This window comes from Magnetospirillum sp. WYHS-4 (assembly GCA_039908345.1).
Taxonomy (GTDB): domain Bacteria; phylum Pseudomonadota; class Alphaproteobacteria; order Rhodospirillales; family GLO-3; genus JAMOBD01.
The window spans coordinates 39,438-58,315 of record JAMOBD010000005.1 but is presented as its reverse complement, the minus strand read 5'-3'; the positions used below and the strand labels follow the sequence as shown (position 1 = coordinate 58,315).

Genomic DNA, 18,878 nt, shown 5'->3' with positions numbered 1-18,878 from the left:
GGTCCCTTCCCCGGTTTCCTTCGGAAGGGGAATTCTTACTGCGCTTCGGGGCCGGATGCCAGAGCGGATCAGACTTCGGTGGCGACGATGGCGGGTTCCGCGACCGGGGCGTGGGCGGCGAGAACGGCGTCGGTCCGCTCGGCGGCCCTCGTATCCAGCAATTTCGCCACGTTGTCGGGAGCCTCTTCCTCGTCCTTGTCCTCGATCGCCTCTTCCAGCTTTTCGGCGGTCTCCTTCAGGCGTTTCGCGGCTTCGGCCAGGGTCTTGCGGTCCTCGTCGTCGCCCCGTAGCCGGGAAGCCTGTTCCACCTGGGCCGCCAGGGTCCGCAACTTGGCCGACAAGCCGTTGACCAGGGATCGCAGCTTGTCCAGCGCCTGGGCTCGTTCGCCGGGATCGGCTTCGGCCATATCGATGTCCAGGGCCTTGCGGGCGTTGGCCGCCGCCTCGGGGGCCCGGGCGAGCATCTTTTCCGCTTGTGCGGCCAGGCGGGCGGCCCCCTTGGCGTCGCCGCGCGCCGCCATCATTCCCGACAGCAGCAGGTAGGTGGACATCAGTTTGTCCATGTCCCCCAACTGCTTGTGTCCGTAGGCGCCCTTCTGGCGGATCAGGTCCTTTTCCAGGGCGCGCGCCTGTTCACGGGCGGCGATCATGCCGGTTTCGATCTTTTCGACGATGGGAAGGGTGGCAGCCCCGAAACGCTTCGGATCGGGTTGCTTGCCGCGCTTACGGGCCTCGGCGGCCGCCAGGACGGCGGAACCGGATGAACGGTTCCCGGATACGGCATCGGTCATTCTGACCTCCTGATTCCGATTCTAGTCCATCCATCATGCCAGAATCGGGGGCGGAAGGCTACTGGCGGATGGTTGCTGGGAAGGGGGGGAACGAGGCGCCAGGCGCGCGGCTTCTCGGAAACCGCGCTGCGGGACGCTGCCATCCCGCCCTGGCGCCTCATGTCGGAGCCGGCCGGGCTCCGCGCCCACGAAATAGCCTTGGCCTCCGTCGCCGCCCCCGGGGGAACCCTGGGCAGAGAAACGCCCCGATCCGGCGGCTTGCCGATCCGCGCCCCGCCCACCCGATGCCCGGGCGGCCGGACGCCGATCCCGAAGAACGGACGATCCGAATCCTTGCGGGGTCCGGAATCTTCCGCCGGGGGCCGGTGCCGCCTCTCGGGACGTCGCCGTCGCGATACGCTTTCCCGGCCGCCTGCCGGGGCACGAGTCCCTGAGAACTCGCACCCGAAGACACTTCCGCGTTCCGTCCCGATGATGACGAAAGCCGGTGCCGCGCGGCAACCGCCGAATTGTCCCGCATCGCAGTTTCTTGTGAATAACTTCTCCCGATTCGACCCCGTCGGCGGGAAGTTATCCACAGCATTGGCGGCCGTTCCGGGACGATTTGACGATGTTTCAGTAATGCTGAAGGATTCGCTCTGGCCATCGATTAGAAAATGCTAATACACAGATGTATCGATACTTGATTTCGCAGGCGCGAAGATTGACTTGCGCCGACCATCCGTCTAAACCGGAGCGACGGGAAGAAAGGGCGTGCCACTCCAGCCGCCCGGCAGTCGAAAGGCTCTCGGCATGAACACTCGCAACCGGCCGCTGTCGCCGCATCTGCAGATCTACCGGCCGCAGATCACTTCGGTGTTGTCCATCCTGCATCGCCTGACCGGCGCCGCTCTCTGGATCGGGGCCCTTGCCTTCACCTACTGGCTGGCCGCCGCGGTCTATGGGCCCGAGGCCTTCAACCGCACCCAGGTCTTCCTGGCTTCCTGGTTCGGGCGGTTGATCCTGTTCGGCTGGACCTTCTGCCTGTTCTACCACCTGTCCAACGGTGTCCGGCACATCGCCTGGGATTACGGCTGGGGGTTCGAGTTGAAGCAGCTCCGGGCCACCGGGGGCATGGTGGTGGCCGCTTCCCTGGTGCTGACCCTGCTGGCCTGGATCGTCGCCTATGCGGTCGCGGGAGGCCACAAATGAAGACGCAACCCTCCCTCAACCGCATCCAGGGCCTGGGCTCGGCCAAGGAAGGCGTGCAGCACTGGCGCACCCAGCGCCTGCGCAGCATCGCCTTGGTGCCGCTGACCGTCTGGTTCGTCTACGCGCTGATCTCGCTGGTGGGCGCGGACCATGCCGCCTTCAAGGTCTGGATCCGGCACCACGGCAACGCGCTGATGATGGTGTTGCTGATCGTCACCATGTATCCCCACGCTTGGCAGGGCATGCGGGCCATCCTCGAGGACTACGTCCACGCGGAGCCGGCGCGCACCGTCCTGGCCATCGCGTTGAAGTTCATCATGTGGGTCGCGGGCATTTCCAGCCTGATGGCCGTGTTCCGCCTCTATGCCGGAGTCTGATCGGCCATGACGACCGCCTATCGCATCCTGGACCATCAGTACGACGTGATCGTGATCGGCGCCGGCGGCGCCGGCCTGCGGGCCGCCCTGGGCATGACCGCCTCGGGGCTCAAGACCGCCTGCCTGACCAAGGTCTTTCCCACCCGCAGCCATACGGTCGCCGCCCAGGGCGGCGTCGGCGCGGCGCTCGGCAACATGGCGGAAGACCATTGGGAATGGCACATGTACGACACCGTCAAGGGGTCGGACTGGCTGGGCGACCAGGACGCCATCGAATACATGTGCCGCAACGCCATCCCGGCGGTCTACGAGTTGGAGCACTTCGGCGTGCCGTTTTCGCGTACCGACGAGGGCCGCATCTACCAGCGTCCCTTCGGCGGCCACATGCGCAACTTCGGCGAGGCGCCGGTGCAGCGCGCCTGCGCCGCCGCCGACCGGACCGGCCACGCCATCCTGCACACGCTCTACCAGCAGTGCCTGAAGCACGACGTGGAATTCTTCGTCGAATACATCGTGCTCGACCTGATCGTGGATGCCCAGGGCGCCTGCCGGGGCGTCGTCGCCTGGTGCCTGGACGACGGCACCATCCACCGCTTTTCCGCCCATCGCACGGTCCTGGCGACCGGCGGCTACGGGCGGGCCTATTTCTCCTGCACCTCGGCGCACACCTGCACGGGCGACGGCAACGGCATGGCGGCCCGCGCCGGCCTGCCGTTGCAGGATCACGAGTTCGTGCAGTTCCATCCCACGGGCATCTACGGTTCCGGCTGCCTGGTCACCGAAGGCGCCCGCGGCGAGGGCGGCTACCTGACCAATTCGGCGGACGAACGCTTCATGGAACGCTACGCCCCCAGCGCCAAGGACCTGGCCAGCCGCGACGTGGTCAGCCGCGCCATGACGGTGGAAATCCGCGAGGGCCGGGGCTGCGGCAAGGACAACGACTTCATCTACCTGCACCTGGAGCACCTGGGCGCCGACCTCTTGCACCTGCGTCTGCCGGGCATCACGGAATCGGCCAAGATCTTCGCCGGCGTGGATGCCACCCGCGAGCCCATCCCGGTGCTGCCGACCGTGCACTACAACATGGGCGGCATTCCCACCAACTACCACGGCGAGGTGCTGCGCCCCACTGCCACCGATCCGGACGCGGTCTGCGAGGGCCTGATGGCCATCGGCGAATGCGCCTGCGTGTCGGTGCACGGGGCCAACCGGCTGGGCACCAACTCGCTGCTCGATATCGTGGTCTTCGGCCGCGCCGCCGCGTTGCGCTGCGAGGAAACCATCAAGAAGCGCGCCGTCCACAAGCCCCTGCCCAAGGATTCGGCGGACAAGGCGCTGGGCCGCCTGGACCGGCTGCGCCATGCCCAGGGGGCGCGGCCCACGGCACAGATCCGCCTGGCCATGCAGCGGACCATGCAGCGCGACGCCGCCGTCTTCCGCACCTCGCAGACCCTCAAGGAGGGGCTGGAGAACATCGAGGCGGTCAACGCCCAACTGGCCGACATCCGGCTTTCCGACCGCACACTGGTGTGGAACTCGGATCTGGTGGAGGCGTTGGAGTTGGAGAACCTGATGCTTTGCGCCCGCGCCACCCTGCATTCGGCCGAGGCGCGCAAGGAAAGCCGCGGGGCGCATGCCCACGAGGACTTCCCCGATCGTGACGATGCGAACTGGATGAAGCACTCGCTCGCCTGGTTCGACGATGCCGGCAAGGTCAGCCTCGGCTACCGCCCGGTCCATACCTACACGCTGACCGACGAAGTCCAGTACATCCCGCCCAAGAAGCGGGTCTACTGAGGAGAGTCCGGACCATGGTCGAATTCACGCTCCCCACCAATTCCAGGATCATTCCGGGCAAGGTGCATCCCATTCCGGTCGGTGGCCGGGTCCGGAAGTTCCTGATCTACCGCTTCGATCCCGACAGCGGCCATAACCCGCGCCTGGACACCTTCCATATCGATCTCGATTCCTGCGGGCCGATGGTTCTGGACGCGCTTATCAAGATCAAGAACGAGATCGACCCCACGCTCACCTTCCGGCGGTCCTGCCGCGAAGGGGTCTGCGGGTCCTGCGCCTTCAACATCGACGGCACCAACACGCTGGCCTGCACCAAGCCCATCGCCGAGATCGAGGGCGACGTGAAGATCTATCCGCTGCCCCACATGCCGGTCGTCAAGGACTTGGTGCCCGACCTGTCGGTTCCCTATGCCCAGTTGCGGTCCATCAAGCCCTGGCTGCAGGCGGAATCGCCGGTGCCGGGCGGCGAGCGGCTGCAGACGCCCGACGAACGGGCGATGCTGGACGGTCTCTGGGAATGCATCCTCTGCTTCTGCTGCCAGACCAGTTGCCCCAGCTACTGGTGGAACGGCGAGAACGGCTACCTGGGGCCGGCCATCCTGTTGCAGGCCTACCGCTGGATCGCGGATTCCCGCGACGAGGCGACCGGCCACCGCCTGGACGACCTGGACGATCCGTTCCGGCTTTATCGCTGCCATACGATCATGAACTGCACCAACACCTGTCCCAAGGGGCTCAACCCAGGCAAGGCGATCGCCGAAATCAAGTCGGCCCTGGTGCGACGCCAGAGGTAGACGGCGGGCTCGCTTCCGGGCATGGTCGCGCCATGACCGAAAGCGCCCCCGATCCCCATCGCCGGAAGATGGCCCGCAAGAAGGCGGCACGCGAACGCCTGATGGCCCGCATCGATCGGGAAAAGGGTCTGCTGATCGTCCATACCGGGCCCGGCAAGGGCAAGACCACGGCGGCGCTCGGCATGGCGCTCCGTGCCTTGGGCCACGGCTTCAAGGTAGGCCTCGTGCAGTTCATCAAAGGCGCCCGCGATTCGGCCGAACGCAAGGCCTTGGCGGCTTTCGGCGATCAGGTCGCGGTCCGGGCGCTGGGCGAGGGCTTCACCTGGGAAACCCAGGACAAGGAGCGCGATATCGCCGCCACCCGGCGGGCCTGGGAGGAAGCCGCGGCGATGATCGCCGATCCCGCCTTCCGCCTGGTGATCCTGGACGAGATCAACGTCGCGCTACGCTACGGCTACCTGGACTTGGCCGAAGTGCTGGCCGTCCTCGTCGCCCGGCCTGCGGCCACCCACGTGGTGGCGACGGGACGCGGCGCGAAGGAGGAACTGATCGCCGCCGCAGACCTCGTCACCGAAATGACCCTGGTCAAGCACCCCTTCCGCGAGGGCATCAAGGCCCAGCCCGGGATCGAGTTTTAGAGCATTTTCGTCCCCACATCAATTTCCCCTAATCGTCACGCAAAAAAGGCTTGTGTACATGCGTGCGCCGTGTTTTACCTAAACACAGTGCATGTACGTAAATCACATTCGAGAAGCCCCGTGTGCGAAGGCAATAAGATTCTTTTGATCGTTTCAGGGGGGATCGCCGCCTATAAGGCTCCCGACCTGGTGCGGCGCCTGCGCGAGCGGGGGGCTCGGGTGACATGCGTCTTGACGGCCGCGGCAGCCGAGTTCGTGGCGCCCTTGGCCCTGGGCACGGTAAGCGGCGCAAAGGTCTACCGCGACCTGTTTTCCCTGACGGACGAACAGGAAATGGGCCACATCCGCTTGGCGCGGGAAGCCGATCTGGTTCTGATCGCCCCCGCCACCGCGAATCTGCTGGCCAAGATGGCCGCCGGGCTGGCCGACGATCTGGCCTCGACCGTCTTGCTGGCCACGCGGGCGCCCGTTCTTGTCTGCCCCGCCATGAACCCCGCCATGTGGGACCATCCCGCCACCCGCGCCAACTGGGCGATTCTGGAAGGGCGGGGCGTGCGCCGCATCGGCCCCGCCACGGGGGAGACCGCCTGCGGGGAAGCCGGCGAGGGCCGCATGGCCGAGCCTTCGGAGATCGCCGAGGCCGTCGCCGATGTCTTCCGCCGGGCCGGACGGCTCAGGGGCCGCAGGGCCCTGGTGACCAGCGGCCCCACCTTCGAGGCCCTGGACCCCGTGCGCTTCATCGGCAACCGGTCGTCGGGCCGCCAGGGCCATGCCATCGCCGGCGCCCTTGCCCGCCTGGGGGCGGACACCGTCCTGGTTTCCGGTCCGACCGCCCTGCCCGATCCGGCCGGCGTGGCCGTAGTCCATGTGGAATCGGCCCGCGAGATGCTGGCTGCCTGCGAATCCGCCTTGCCCGCCGACGTGGCCGTCTGCGCCGCCGCGGTCGCCGACTGGCGCGCCGCCGAAGTGGCGCCGGGCAAGCTGAAAAAGCAGGCCGGCAAGGCTCCGCCCACTCTGTCGCTCGTCGCCAACCCCGACATCCTGGCGATGCTGGCGGGTGCCGGCAACCGCCGGCCGCGCTTGGTGGTGGGCTTTGCCGCCGAGACCGAATCCGTGGTTGCCAACGCGGCCGCGAAGCGCGCCGCCAAGGGCTGCGACTGGATCGTCGCCAACGACGTCTCCCCGGCCGCCGGCACTTTCGGCGGAGCGGAGAATGCCGTGCATCTGGTGACGGCCCAGGGCTGCGAGGACTGGCCTCGCCAGCTCAAGGAACAGGTCGCGGAACGGTTGGCCGAACGCATCGCCGATGCCCTGGAGGCCGTGTCGTGAAGACCCTGTCCGTCGCCGTCACCCGCCTTGCCCATGCGCAGGACCTGCCGCTGCCTTCCCATGCGACGCCCTTGAGCGCCGGGGTCGACCTGCTGGCCGCCGTGCCCCAGGCGGTCCTGCTGGAGCCGCGCGTGCGCGCCGTCATCCCCACCGGCATCGCCATCGCCCTGCCCGAAGGTTACGAGGCCCAGGTCCGCTCGCGTTCGGGCTTGGCCGCCAAGCACGGGGTCGCGGTGCTCAACAGCCCCGGCACCATCGACGCCGACTACCGGGGCGAGATCGGAGTCATCCTGGTCAACCACGGCAAGGTGCCCTTCCGCGTCGAACGCGGCATGCGCATCGCCCAGCTCGTGGTGGCGCCAGTCTTATCCATTCAGTGGGCGGAGAGCGAGTCCCTGCCCGAAACCGAACGCGGGACCGGAGGTTTCGGTTCCACGGGAGTGCAGACAACGGGAGATTGAGGCCATGCTGCGCTTGTCGAAGAAGATGCTGTTCGCCATCGAGGCGGTGCTGGACATCGCCTACCATGCCGGCGCCGAGCCGGTGCAGAGCCGCGAGATCACCCGCCGGCAGGGTATTCCCCGGCGCTACCTGGAACAGGCGCTCCAGCAACTGGTGCGCCAAGGCATCCTGATCGGGGTGCGGGGACCGCGCGGCGGCTACCGCCTGGCGCGCGAACGCCGCCGCATTTCGGTCGGGGACGTGGTCCGGGTGGTGCGCAAGATGGAGACCGCCGACAACCCCATCGAGGATCCGGCCGGTTCCGACCTGGGGCGCTTGGTGGTGCGTCCGCTTTGGATGGAGTTGCAGGACGAAGTGATCCGCCGCCTGGACGCCATTTCCATCGACGATCTCTGCCTCAAGGCCAACGAGGCCGGCATCGTCAGCGAAGGCCGCAAGAATCTCGATTTTTCCATTTGACCTTTAGGGGATCGTCGCCGCCATGAGCAAGAATACTGCTTCCCCCAATTTCTCGGTTCCGCCCCTGGCCCGCGGCCGCGTCTACGACAGCATCGTCGACACGGTGGGCGCCACGCCGCTGATCCGCCTGGGGCGTTTCGCCCGGGAGGCCGGCTGCAAGGCCGAGATCCTCGCCAAGTGCGAGTTCTTCAATCCGCTTCATTCGGTGAAGGACCGTATCGGCTTCGCCATGATCGAGGCGGCCGAGCAACAGGGCCTCATCAAGCCGGGCGCCACCCTGATCGAGCCGACATCGGGCAATACCGGCATCGCGCTGGCCTTCGTCTGCGCGGCGCGCGGCTACCCGCTGATCCTCACCATGCCGGAAAGCATGTCGGTGGAACGGCGCAAGATGCTGGCCTTGCTGGGCGCCCGCATCGAACTGACCCCGGCCGCCCGCGGCATGGCCGGCGCCGTGGCGCGTGCCGAAGAATTGGCCAAGGAAATCCCCGGTGCCCACGTGCTGCAGCAGTTCGAGAACCCGGCCAACCCGGCGATCCACAAGATCACCACGGCCGAGGAAATCTGGATCGACACCGGCGGCAAGGTCGATGCGGTCATCAGCGGCGTCGGCACGGGCGGCACGCTCACCGGCATCGCCCTGGGCCTCAAGCCCCGCAACCCCAAGGTCATGATGGTGGCGGTGGAACCGGAAGACAGCGCCGTGCTGTCGGGCGGCGTGCCGGGCCCCCACAAGATCCAGGGCATCGGCGCCGGATTCGTCCCCGGCGTGCTGGACACCAAGTACGTGGACGAGGTGGTCAAGATCGGCAACGAGACCGCCTTCGCCACGGCGCGCAAGGTGGCGCGGCTGGAAGGCATTCCGGTCGGCATCTCGTCCGGCGCGGCGCTGGCGGCGGCGCTCGAGATCGGCGACCGTCCCGCGATGGCGGGCAAGACCATCGTGGTCATCCTGCCTTCCTTCGCCGAACGCTATCTGTCCACGGCGCTGTTCGACAACCTCGGCCTCGACTGATCCATGGACTTCAGCGACAGCCAAGTCCGCCGCTATGCCCGCCACATCCTGCTCCGGGAAGTGGGGGGCCAGGGGCAGGCGACGCTTCTGGCGGCGCGGGTCCTGGTGGTCGGGGCGGGCGGCCTGGGGTCTCCCTTGCTGCTCTATTTGGCGGCGGCCGGGGTGGGAACCCTCGGGGTGATCGACCACGATACCGTCGACCTGTCCAATCTGCAGCGCCAGATCGTCCACGCCACCGACCGGGTCGGCATGGCCAAGGTGGAAAGTGCGCGCATCTCCCTGGCGGCGATCAATCCGGACGTGAAGCTGATCGCCTTCCCGGAGCGCCTGACCGCCGCCAATGCAGCCGAAGTCTTTTCCGGGTTCGACCTGGTGGCCGACGGCAGCGACAACTTCAAGACCCGCTTCCTGATCAACGACGCCTGCTATTTCGGCCGGAAGACCCTGGTTTCGGGCGCCATCCTGCGCTTCGACGGCCAGGTCGCCACCTTCAAGGCCCACGAACCGGGCGAGAACCGGCCCTGCTACCGCTGCCTCTATCGCGAGCCGCCGCCGCCCGGCCAGATTCCGTCCTGCGCCGAAGCCGGGGTGCTGGGGGCCATGTGCGGGGTGATCGGCTCCCTGCAGGCCACCGAGATATTGAAGGAGCTGCTGGGCATCGGCTCCACGATGGCGGGCTGGCTCTTGATGCACGACGGCCTGGGCGGCACCTTCCGCAAGATCCGGCTCAAGCGCGATCCGGGCTGCCCGCTCTGCGGCGAGCATCCGACCATCCGGGACCTCTCGGTCCATGTCTGACCGGCCGGAAAAGCTTAGCTTGGTGGTCTTCTCGGGCGAAGCGGAAAAGGTCCACTACGCCCTGGTGCTGGCTTCGGGCGCGGCGGCCATCGACATCCCGGTGACCCTGTTCTTTACCATGGAGGCCTGTCGGCGGTTAAGCCGCGCCGCTTCGTGGGCCGATTTCGACGCCGCCTGTCGCGCCAAGGGCATCGCCGCCTTCGAGGAACTACTGGAGGCCTGCCGGGCCATGGGGGTCGGCTTTCTGGTCTGCGAGATGGGCCTGAAGGCCATCGGCATGGACCGGAGCGAACTGCGCGACGACCTGCCCATCGAAATCGGCGGCGTGGTCACCTTTCTCAACGGCTGCCCGCCGGGGGGGAATACGCTGTTCGTCTGATCCCGTCGGAGCCCGGCGATCAGTTGTGATGGGCATGAGGGAAGGCCAGGTCCTTCCAGACGGGCAGGGGGCCGCAGCAGGGGGTCTCCGTGCAATGGTGGCTTTCGATGGTCGCCGCCAGCACCTTGCCGCCCTCGGCACAGTGCAGGTCCAGCTTCTCGCCCCAGAAGACGGAAAAGAAGATCTGCAGGGCCAGCGATTCGACGGCATGTTGCTCGGTGACTCCGTATTCGGCGCTGATCGCCGGGCGGGCCCGCTCGCGCAGCACCTTGACGGCCGCCTCCGGCGTCTTGACCTGCTCCTTGTCCTCCATCCCGGCGGCTCCCAGCACGCGGACCATTTCGCAGGCCAGGCCGATATCCAGGTCGAATTCGCGCATCGTGGCTTCTCCCATCCTCGTTGGACGATTTTCACCGAAGTCTACACCGGATCGGCGATTCCGACTTGGCCGGGGTCAAGATTCCACAGGATAGGCGTGTCGCCGTCCTTGCGGATCGAGCACCGCGGCTCCGCCATCCTCCAGGTAGGAGGGACCGACCGGGACCTTGCCGAAACCGCCGGGGATGTCGAGCACATAGGTTGGCAGAGCCAGGCCCGAGACCCTCCGCCGTAACTCGGCGGCCAGGGCAATCCCCTCGGGCAGAGATACCCGGAAATGGGCGGCACCGGGCACCAAGTCGCCGTGATGCAGGTAGTAGGGCTTCACTCGCGCCGCCAACAGGGACTCCATCAACTCGGCCAGGACCGCGACGTCGTCGTTCACCCCCTTCAGCAGCACGGTCTGGGAAACCAGGGGGATGCCGGCATCGGCCAGGCGTCCCAGGGCGGCAAGGGCGGCAGGAGAAAGCTCGCGGGGGTGGTTGCAGTGCACGGCCACCCAAGTCGCCAGCCGTCCGGCCTTCAACGCACGCACTGCCGCCGCCGCGATGCGCGACGGCATGGCGACGGGCACCCGGCTGTGGACGCGAAGCCACTTCAGGTGGTCGATCATGCTCAGATCGCGGGTCAATCTCTCCAGCCGTGCCGGCGAAAGCATGAGGGGATCGCCGCCGGTCAGGATGACCTCGCGAATCTCCGGATGGACGCGGATGTAATCCAGCGCGGCGGCCAGGGCCGCCGGCTTGAGCGTCCCGCCCCGTCCCACCTGGTCGCGGCGGAAGCAGAATCGGCAGTGAATCGGGCAGGCCAGCGTGGGCTTGAGCAGGACCCGGTCGGGATGACGGTGGACCAAGCCCTCCAAGGGCGAGTGGGCGGTATCGCCGATGGGATCGATGCGATCTTCCGGCTGCGGTGCCAGTTCCTCGGGCGAGGGGACGACTTGGCGGGCCAGGGGGTCGTTGGGGGCGTCACCCATCAGCGCCCGATATTCGGGAGCGATGCGGGCCGGGAAGGGGGCTTGCCGGAACGATGCGGTCATGGTCCCATGGTGCAGCACGGGGGGCGGTCCCCCGTCAAGGGGGAGACGGCATGCGGCGCTGGTGGCACCCGGAAGCCTTCGCCGCCCGGCGCGCCAATCTGATCCGGCGCGGCCGGGCGGTCGCGGCGATCCGCCGCTTCTTCGAGGAGCGCGATTTCCTGGAAGTCGAAACCCCTTGCCTGCAGGTCTCGCCGGGTCTGGAGCCGCATCTCAAGGCCTTCTCCACCCGTCTGGAAGAGCCCTTCACGGGCGATGTGGCGGAGCTTTGGCTGCATACCTCTCCCGAGTTCGCCATGAAGAAGCTGCTGGTGGCCGGGATGCCGCGCCTGTTCCAGATGGCGCGCTGCTTCCGCAATGGGGAGCGTTCCGCGACGCACCATCCTGAATTCGTCATGCTCGAATGGTACCGGGCGGGGGCCGCCTATACGGACCTGATGGACGACTGCGAGGGTCTGCTGCGGGCGGTGGCAGAGGCGACCGGAGCGCGGGAGTTCCGCCGCGGCGATGCGATCTGCGATCCCTTCCGTCCCTGGCGGCGCCAATCGGTGGCCGATGCCTTCCGCGAGTACTGCGGAATCGACCTGCTCGCCACCGCGCGGCCCGCCGAATCTCCCGCTCCCGCCTTGCTGGCCGCCGAGGCGCGGCGCCTGGATATCGCACCCGGCGCGACGGACACTTGGGAAGACCTGTTCTTCCGCATCTTCCTGGACCGCATCGAACCCCATCTGGGGAACGGCGTGCCGACCCTGCTCTACGATTATCCGATTTCCATGGCTGCCCTGTCGCGGCCCAAGCCGGACGACCCACGTCTGGCGGAACGCTTCGAGCTGTATGTGGCGGGGCTGGAACTGGCCAATGCCTTCGGCGAACTGACTGATGCGGCCCAACAGCGATGCCGCTTCGTCGCCGACATGGACAGGAAGGAGGGCCTTTACGGCGTCCGCTATCCCATCGACGAGGATTTTCTGGCGGCCCTGGCCTGGGGGATGCCGGAAAGTGCCGGCATTGCTCTGGGAGTCGATCGCCTGGTCATGCTGGCATGCGGAGCGGAGAGTCTCGACGAGGTTCTCTGGGCACCGGTGGCCGGCTGAATCGGCACGACCGCCGTCCGTTAGGACCTGGGTGTGACGCCGGGCACAGCGGGATCATTGGCAGGGCGCTATAACATGACCTGTTCTTCCCCTTTTCAGTCCCTTCTCCCCTGGACCGGCCTTGTGGCCGGTCCCTTTTCTTGTGCAACCGTGGTAAACTGCCAGGATCGAGAATGGAGGCCGCCATGAGGATACCGGGACTTCTGTTGATCGCCGGACTTGTCGTGATCGCCGTGCCGGTGCGGGCCGACCAGGATGGCCCGGCCTGTGTCGAAAGCGGCGATACCCTCTGGGTCAACGGCAAGCGCTGGAAGGGGCATTGCGAGGGTGGCACCCGGGTGGCGCTGCATGGGATCGCCGCCCCGGGTCCCGAGGAAATATGTCGGCACGAAAGCGGCCGAGACTTCTACTGCGGGCGGGCGTCAGCGGCCTTCCTGCTGGAGCAGGTCAAGGGGCGTTCCGTAATCTGTCGCGGCGATTCTTTTGGCGCCGACAGGCGGCTGCTCGCCACATGCTTCGTGGGCGGCAAGGAACTCAACGCCCTCATGGTCCGCGAAGGCTGGGCCGTGGCGGATCAACGGTATTCCGCCAAGTACCTGCCGGACGAAGAAATCGCCCGCAAGGCTCGCAAGAACCTCTGGACCATGGAGTGGCATCCCCCCTGGCAACCGCGGTAAATTCCACGGCGGGGGAACGGCGCCGAACGACGATGTTTAGAGCAGGCGAAGATGGCGCCTATGGCATTATATATAACCTTAAATATATCATATGGTTGAGTGGTCGATGATCCTCCCCGGCGGTCTTGTCGCCGGGCGCGTATTGGGCTATGGCTGACGGGGGCAGATCTTCCACTTCCGCCGGGTTGGGGACCATCCATGACCGAGACGGATTCCGTCGCCTTGGAAAAGCCGGCCACCGGTATTTCCGGCCTGGGTCTGCGCGGGCGAACCGTGTTGGTGATGACGGCCATCTGGCTGGTTTTCGTGCTGGTTGCCATGGCTTCGCTGTACCTGGTGACCGGAACCGTCGCCGAACGGCTGGGCAGCTACTTTGCCCTGCGCCATGTGCAGTGGCACAAGGAACGCCTGATGGCGACCATGTCCCGCGAACTGGCCTTGGCCCGCAAGATGGCCCTGTCTCCCCTGTTGCAGGATTGGGCGGAAAACGAGGAAAATCCGGAATTGCGGCGGCGGGCCCTGGCGGAACTGGAAAGTTTCCGGGATATTCTGTCCTCCCGCGCGTGGTTCGTGGTCTCCGCCAGGACCGGCCACTACTTCTACAACGATGCCGAAGACAAGTATGCCGGCAAGGAGTTGGTCGATACGGTCCACGCCAATGAACCGCGCGACAAGTGGTTCTTCAAGACCCTGAATTCGCCAGCGCCTTACAACCTCAACATCGATACCGACAAGGCATTGCACGTTACCAAGCTCTGGATGAACGTGGCGATGACCCGGCCCGACGGACGCCGGGTGGGTGCGGCGGGGACCGGCGTCGACCTGACCCAGTTCGTCCGCGATTTCGTCGCCAGTTCCGAGGAAGGCGCCTATGTCGTCCTGTTCGATGGCGGGGGCGGTATCCAGGGCCACCAGCGGGCGGAATTGATCGACTTCATGACCCGCTTCAAGTCGGAGTCCGAACGGTCCACGGTTTGGCGGTTGTTCGAGCGCGAAGACGACCGCCAGAAGGTCCGCCAGGCCATGGCCGACTTGGCGGCGGGCCGCATTCAGGAAGCCTCCTTCGCGGTCCGCATCGAAGGCCGGCGCCATCTGATCGCTTTGACGTGGCTGTCCGAGATCGACTGGTACGACATGTCGGTGCTGGACTTCGACAAGGTGGTGGGGTTCCAGCGGTTCCTGCCGGTGGCCGGTGGCTTGGCCGGGGCCTTGCTGGTCGCCATCCTGGTGATCGTGCTGCTGGTCAACCGCATGGTCCTCACCCCCCTCATGCAACTGGTGCGGTCGACGCAGGCCGTTGCGGCGGGCAATTACGACATCCGCATCGACAGCGATCGGCGCGACGAGATCGGTCACCTCACCAACGCCTTCGACCGCATGGCCGAAAAGGTGAGGGACTACATGCGCACCCTGGAGGACAAGGTCCGGGCGCGAACCGAGGAACTGCAGGATTCCAACCGCAAGATCACCGATGGCATCCGCTATGCCAGCATGATTCAGTCGGCGGTCATGCCGACGCGCGACGAGGTGGCGACCCGCCTGCCGGATCATTTCGCGCTCTGGAAGCCGCGCGATATCGTGGGGGGGGACTTCTGGTTCTATGCCCAGACCGACGGGGGCTTCCTGCTGGCCGTGGCCGACTGCACGGGGCACGGGGTGCCGGGGGCGATCATGAGCACGGCGGCCCATTCGGTGCTGGAACAGGCGCTGGGCGAAATCGGCCCCGACGATCCGGGCGCGCTTCTCGCGTCCGTCAACGCGCGGTTGCGCAGCCGATTCAACCGCAGCGCCGACTACAGCCTCGACAATGGTCTCGACCTTGCCGTGGTGTGCTGCGACTTGCGGGGCGGCCACCTGCGCTTCGCCGGGGCCCGCATCGACCTGACCATTGCCGATGCCGAGGGGATACGGGACATCAAGGGAGCGCCGCGCAGCATCGGCTATCGACGTTCCGGCGCGGCACCCGCCTTCGCCACCCACGAGGTGGCGCTGGCGGCGGGACAATCCTTCTACATGGTCAGCGATGGCTATCTGGATCAGTCGGGAGGCGAACGCGGCCTGCCCTTCGGACGGCGGCGCTTTCACGACCTTGTGGCCGCGCACGGCGGCCTGCCGATGGCCGAACAGGCCGTCGTCTTCGAACGACAACTCGCCGAATGGCAGGGGAAGTACCCGCAGAGGGACGACATCACCCTCGTCGGGTTCCGTGTAACAGGGGATGACAGGGGGGACGAAGCATGAGGACCGATCTCTACGACCTCAGGAATCAACTCGCCGAGCGGGACATCATGATCTGTTTCGCCGGCGCCTTCTCGAAAACCCTCATCGAGGAACTCGGCAACGCGGTGAAAAGATACATGGAAAACGAAGATGCCACCAAGACATCGACCACGGACGTTCTTTCGGTCTACATCGAGCAGATGCAGAATATCCGTAACTATACGAACAAGAATCTCGAAACAGATACGGACTTCTTGACCGCCAACTCTTCGATCGTCGTGATCGGGCGCGAGAACGAACGCTACGTGGTCTCGTCCGGCAACATCGTTCTCAGCGAGGACGTGCCGGCGCTCACCGGGCGGATCGAGCACCTGCGCGGCTTGGACAAGCTGGAACTGAAGGCGCTGTACAAAGAGCGGCTGCGCACGCCGCGCATCGACGGCGGATCGGCCGGCCTGGGACTGATCCATATCGCGCGGATTGCCACCTCGCCCTTGGAATACCTGGTGCGGCCGGTCAATGACCGCCAAGCCTTCTTCAGCCTGCGCGCCGTCATCTGAAGGGGAAGAAGATGAACAACATCCACCGCGACGCGACCGCCTCGACGCCTTTGATCCATTTCGATTGGGGGGCGGGTGTTCTGGAAATCCGGGGCGAATCCTATCCCGAGAACTCGTATGAATTCTACGAACCGATCCTCGACGGCGTGGCGACCTTCCTGGCCGAGGAACGCAAGCCGATCCGGCTGGAGGTCGATCTCAGCTATCTGAACACCAGCACCATCAAGTGCATGATGGACCTGCTCGACATGCTGGACCAGGTGTCGCGCAAGGGCCGTAGCGCCACGGTGAACTGGTATTGCGACCCCGAGAACGACCGCGCGGTCGAAATGGCCGAGGAATTCAAGGAGGACGTAGCCCTACCCTTCAACATCCTCACCAAGGAGATCTGACGCCTTGGCGGATGAGGAGGAACGGACGCGTCGCTGGCTGGCCGCGTTGGAGGCCAATGCCGAATGGAAGCGCCATCCCTTGATGGCGGAAGTGAAGGATTTGGCGGAACGCTATATCCATCTCAACCGTCGGATCGTCAAACTGTCCCGGATCAGCGACCGGATGCAGGTCCAGGTCAAGGAAGCGAACATCGCCCTTCGGCGGTCGTCCCAGACCGATCCGCTGACCGGGCTGCCCAACCGGCGTTGGATGTGGGACAAGCTGCGCGCCGAAGCCAACCGGGCCCAGAGGGGAAGCCCGGCTTTTACCCTGTTGATGGGTGACGTCGACGGCTTCAAGCGGCTTAACGACACCTGGGGCCACGATGTCGGCGACGCGGCACTGGTCGCCGTGGCCCGGGTATTGTCCGGAAACTTGCGCGACTACGACTCGGTGGCTCGCTGGGGCGGAGAAGAGTTCCTGATCCTTCTTCCCGAAACCGACCTTGACCACGGCCTGGTCGCCGCCGAGAAACTCCGGGGCAACGTGGAGAACCTGGGATTCGTTCACGCGGACGCCCCGATCCCCATCACCATGAGCTTCGGCCTGGCTCGTCTGGACGGTGCCGCCGACGTCGACGCCGCCATCCGCGCCGCGGATCAGGCGCTTTACGAAGCCAAGCGGTCCGGCCGCAACCGCTGCCGCTGCGGCGGCCGGACCTTGACCTGACCTAGTCCTGCTTCGTCCCGCCCAGGGGCGGAATGCCGTACCAGAGCTGCTGGCAGTTGGCCGTGGTCGCCATGCCGGGCAGCATCTGACCGCCCGATGCCCCGCTGTTCCAGACGTAGAGTCCGCCGTTCTTGGTGTAGGCTGTCCAGGCGGCGGGTACGCTCAGGTTGGCGGCGAAGCCGCTCCAGGCCGCAGCCATGGCTTGCGCCAACTGGGCGTTGGCCGGCGGAACCGGATCGGCGACCACGTTCAGGGTGTTGAACACGTAGGGCAGTTCGGCGCCGTGGCAGACGTTGCCGGACGCCACCGAACAGGCGGGGCTCGCCGGGAACGGATTGTAGATCGGCGCCTCGCTGAAGTAATAGCCGTACACCGGCTTGTCCGCCTGGGACAGGGTGGCGTCGGCCGAATCCTGGCTGCCGCAGCGGAAGGCGAAGTCGGTGATGACGTTCGCCAGCGCGACCGCCGATCCGTTGTAGTACGGGGTGGGCTTCTGGTCGCGCGCACGATAGGGACGCGTCCCGGCGGAATTCGTGAAATCGGTGATGGTTCCCTTGTTCTTGCGGCCGAACAGGGCGTCCAGCGCCGATCCGTAGGTGGTCGGATTGAGGTCCTTCTCCGGCACCAGGGCGGCGAACAGGACACCTTCGTCGGCGTTGGTGCCGAACAGGTAGGGTTTGGCAGGCATCCCGGCGGCATAGCCGTCATATGGCTGGCCAGCCACCGTCTTGCCGTCCATCAAGGGCGTCCAGGGCAGGGCCTCGGCAAAACCGCTCTTCAGGATGCGCTCGATGGACAGCTTCACGGAACTATAGGCGCTCTGCGCGGCCATCGCCTGCTGCCAAGTGGGAGTCTGGAGCCAAGCGGCGTCGGAAACGCAGCGCTTCGGCTTGGGGCTGGCGTTGGCGCAGAGCAGCTTCAGATAGGACTTGCCGTCGGCCGAGCCTTCCGTCTTGTCCCGGTACTGTACCGACATCGGATTGCTTTCCATGATGGCGGCGCGGAACAGGGGGGCGCTATCCGGCATGTCGAACAGGTGCAGGCCCACCGACATGGCGCCGGCACTTTCGCCGAAGATCGTCACCTTGGCCGGATCGCCGCCGAATCCCTTGGCGTTGTCGCGCACCCAGCGTAGTGCCGCCTGCTGGTCGAGCAGCCCGAAGTTTCCCGCCACCGGCTCGATCTTGGCGTCGGGTGACCGGTCGGCATAGAGAAAGCCCAGGGCGCCCAGGCGATAGTTCAGCGTCACCACGACTTGGTTGCCCGAAGCCGCCAAGTACGCGCCGTCATAGATTGGCAGGGAGCCGCTGCCGCCGATGAACGCGCCGCCATGGATGAAGACCATGACCGGCAGGGCGCCTTTACCGATGGCCTGGGCCGGCGTCCAGACGTTGAGGAACAGGCAATTTTCGTCCTGGGCGGAGATCGGGGCCCCCTTGGACTCCGGCTGCGGGCAGACCGAGCCGAACTGCAGGGCCGGGAAGACGCCCGTTGCGGCCCAACTGTCGGGCGGTTCCGGCGCCTTCCAGCGCAGGCCGTTGGCCCCGGTGGGCGGTCTGGCGTAGGGGATGCCCTTGTAGACGAAGAGGTCGATGCCGGTCTTGGTGGGCAGGGTTACGGCTTGCGCGCCCCCGCAGACTTGCCCCTTGTCCGTGTCGATGGTGGAACCGGCGGCACAACCTTGCTGGGCTGCCGCCGTCCCGGTTCCGGCTGCCTGGATCGCCAGAGTCAGCGCGATGACAGCTCCCGCGAGCGAATGATTTCGCATGATATCCCTCCGCT

Annotated in this window: 21 protein-coding genes; 17 read left to right on the top strand and 4 right to left on the bottom strand. The window is 66.2% G+C overall.

The annotated features are described in order from the left end of the window. Positions 1 to 68 precede the first annotated feature (68 nt). Complete coding sequence (locus H7841_03245) at positions 69 to 791, bottom strand: hypothetical protein (protein ID MEO5335898.1); 723 nt, start codon at positions 789 to 791, stop codon at positions 69 to 71. A gap of 792 nt (positions 792 to 1,583) precedes the next feature. Between H7841_03245 and sdhC the strand changes: the two genes are divergently transcribed. From sdhC to H7841_03190, 11 genes are all read left to right on the top strand, one after another. Then, on the top strand, positions 1,584 to 1,982 hold the full coding sequence (sdhC, locus tag H7841_03240) for a succinate dehydrogenase, cytochrome b556 subunit (protein MEO5335897.1): 399 nt from the start codon (positions 1,584 to 1,586) through the stop codon (positions 1,980 to 1,982). Further along, positions 1,979 to 2,359 (top strand): succinate dehydrogenase, hydrophobic membrane anchor protein, encoded by a 381-nt coding sequence (gene sdhD, locus H7841_03235; GenBank protein ID MEO5335896.1) that lies wholly within the window; start codon positions 1,979 to 1,981, stop codon positions 2,357 to 2,359. The genes sdhC and sdhD overlap by 4 nt, the downstream gene beginning before the upstream one ends. Positions 2,360 to 2,365: 6 nt before the next feature. Continuing rightward, positions 2,366 to 4,156, top strand: a complete 1,791-nt coding sequence (gene sdhA / locus H7841_03230; protein ID MEO5335895.1) for a succinate dehydrogenase flavoprotein subunit — start codon at positions 2,366 to 2,368, stop codon at positions 4,154 to 4,156. A gap of 14 nt (positions 4,157 to 4,170) precedes the next feature. Beyond that, positions 4,171 to 4,950, top strand: coding sequence for a succinate dehydrogenase iron-sulfur subunit (locus H7841_03225; GenBank protein MEO5335894.1), 780 nt, complete (start codon positions 4,171 to 4,173; stop codon positions 4,948 to 4,950). Between the two features lie 32 nt (positions 4,951 to 4,982). Continuing rightward, positions 4,983 to 5,588: a cob(I)yrinic acid a,c-diamide adenosyltransferase gene (cobO, locus tag H7841_03220; protein ID MEO5335893.1), complete on the top strand. Its 606-nt coding sequence runs from the start codon at positions 4,983 to 4,985 to the stop codon at positions 5,586 to 5,588. Between the two features lie 120 nt (positions 5,589 to 5,708). Next, a complete protein-coding gene (coaBC, locus tag H7841_03215) occupies positions 5,709 to 6,917 on the top strand; it encodes a bifunctional phosphopantothenoylcysteine decarboxylase/phosphopantothenate--cysteine ligase CoaBC (GenBank protein MEO5335892.1) in 1,209 nt (402 codons plus the stop codon). Next, positions 6,914 to 7,378: a dUTP diphosphatase gene (gene dut / locus H7841_03210; GenBank protein MEO5335891.1), complete on the top strand. Its 465-nt coding sequence runs from the start codon at positions 6,914 to 6,916 to the stop codon at positions 7,376 to 7,378. Before coaBC ends, dut begins: the two co-directional genes overlap by 4 nt. Positions 7,379 to 7,382: 4 nt before the next feature. Further along, positions 7,383 to 7,838 carry an Rrf2 family transcriptional regulator gene (locus H7841_03205; GenBank protein ID MEO5335890.1) on the top strand — a complete coding sequence of 152 codons (456 nt, stop codon included), beginning with the start codon at positions 7,383 to 7,385 and terminating at the stop codon, positions 7,836 to 7,838. 22 nt (positions 7,839 to 7,860) lie between these two features. Then, the gene (gene cysK / locus H7841_03200) at positions 7,861 to 8,853 is read left to right on the top strand and encodes a cysteine synthase A (protein ID MEO5335889.1); all 993 of its coding nucleotides are present in this window, start codon (positions 7,861 to 7,863) and stop codon (positions 8,851 to 8,853) included. Between the two features lie 3 nt (positions 8,854 to 8,856). Beyond that, entirely contained in the window at positions 8,857 to 9,651 is a 795-nt protein-coding gene (moeB, locus tag H7841_03195) for a molybdopterin-synthase adenylyltransferase MoeB (GenBank protein MEO5335888.1), read from the top strand. Then, positions 9,644 to 10,030 carry a DsrE/DsrF/DrsH-like family protein gene (locus H7841_03190; protein ID MEO5335887.1) on the top strand — a complete coding sequence of 129 codons (387 nt, stop codon included), beginning with the start codon at positions 9,644 to 9,646 and terminating at the stop codon, positions 10,028 to 10,030. The genes moeB and H7841_03190 overlap by 8 nt, the downstream gene beginning before the upstream one ends. Positions 10,031 to 10,049: 19 nt before the next feature. On the opposite strand, the gene H7841_03185 is transcribed toward H7841_03190, so the two are convergent. Both H7841_03185 and H7841_03180 read right to left on the bottom strand, forming a co-directional pair. Next, positions 10,050 to 10,409, bottom strand: a complete 360-nt coding sequence (locus H7841_03185; protein ID MEO5335886.1) for a hypothetical protein — start codon at positions 10,407 to 10,409, stop codon at positions 10,050 to 10,052. A gap of 75 nt (positions 10,410 to 10,484) precedes the next feature. Next, the gene (locus H7841_03180; protein ID MEO5335885.1) at positions 10,485 to 11,447 is read right to left on the bottom strand and encodes a lysine-2,3-aminomutase-like protein; all 963 of its coding nucleotides are present in this window, start codon (positions 11,445 to 11,447) and stop codon (positions 10,485 to 10,487) included. Positions 11,448 to 11,497: 50 nt separating this feature from the next. On the opposite strand from H7841_03180, the gene epmA reads away from it, so the two are divergent. From epmA to H7841_03150, 6 genes are all read left to right on the top strand, one after another. Next, the gene (gene epmA / locus H7841_03175) at positions 11,498 to 12,538 is read left to right on the top strand and encodes an EF-P lysine aminoacylase EpmA (protein ID MEO5335884.1); all 1,041 of its coding nucleotides are present in this window, start codon (positions 11,498 to 11,500) and stop codon (positions 12,536 to 12,538) included. A gap of 185 nt (positions 12,539 to 12,723) precedes the next feature. Beyond that, a complete protein-coding gene (locus H7841_03170; GenBank protein ID MEO5335883.1) occupies positions 12,724 to 13,215 on the top strand; it encodes a thermonuclease family protein in 492 nt (163 codons plus the stop codon). Between the two features lie 198 nt (positions 13,216 to 13,413). Next, on the top strand, positions 13,414 to 15,456 hold the full coding sequence (locus tag H7841_03165; GenBank protein ID MEO5335882.1) for a SpoIIE family protein phosphatase: 2,043 nt from the start codon (positions 13,414 to 13,416) through the stop codon (positions 15,454 to 15,456). Then, positions 15,453 to 15,995: a SiaB family protein kinase gene (locus H7841_03160; GenBank protein MEO5335881.1), complete on the top strand. Its 543-nt coding sequence runs from the start codon at positions 15,453 to 15,455 to the stop codon at positions 15,993 to 15,995. The genes H7841_03165 and H7841_03160 overlap by 4 nt, the downstream gene beginning before the upstream one ends. Positions 15,996 to 16,006: 11 nt before the next feature. Continuing rightward, entirely contained in the window at positions 16,007 to 16,387 is a 381-nt protein-coding gene (siaC, locus tag H7841_03155) for a biofilm regulation phosphoprotein SiaC (GenBank protein ID MEO5335880.1), read from the top strand. Positions 16,388 to 16,391: 4 nt separating this feature from the next. Beyond that, positions 16,392 to 17,096, top strand: coding sequence for a GGDEF domain-containing protein (locus H7841_03150; protein MEO5335879.1), 705 nt, complete (start codon positions 16,392 to 16,394; stop codon positions 17,094 to 17,096). A 1-nt stretch (position 17,097) separates the two neighbouring features. On the opposite strand, the gene H7841_03145 is transcribed toward H7841_03150, so the two are convergent. Beyond that, a complete protein-coding gene (locus H7841_03145; GenBank protein MEO5335878.1) occupies positions 17,098 to 18,864 on the bottom strand; it encodes a carboxylesterase family protein in 1,767 nt (588 codons plus the stop codon). Positions 18,865 to 18,878: the final 14 nt, after the last annotated feature.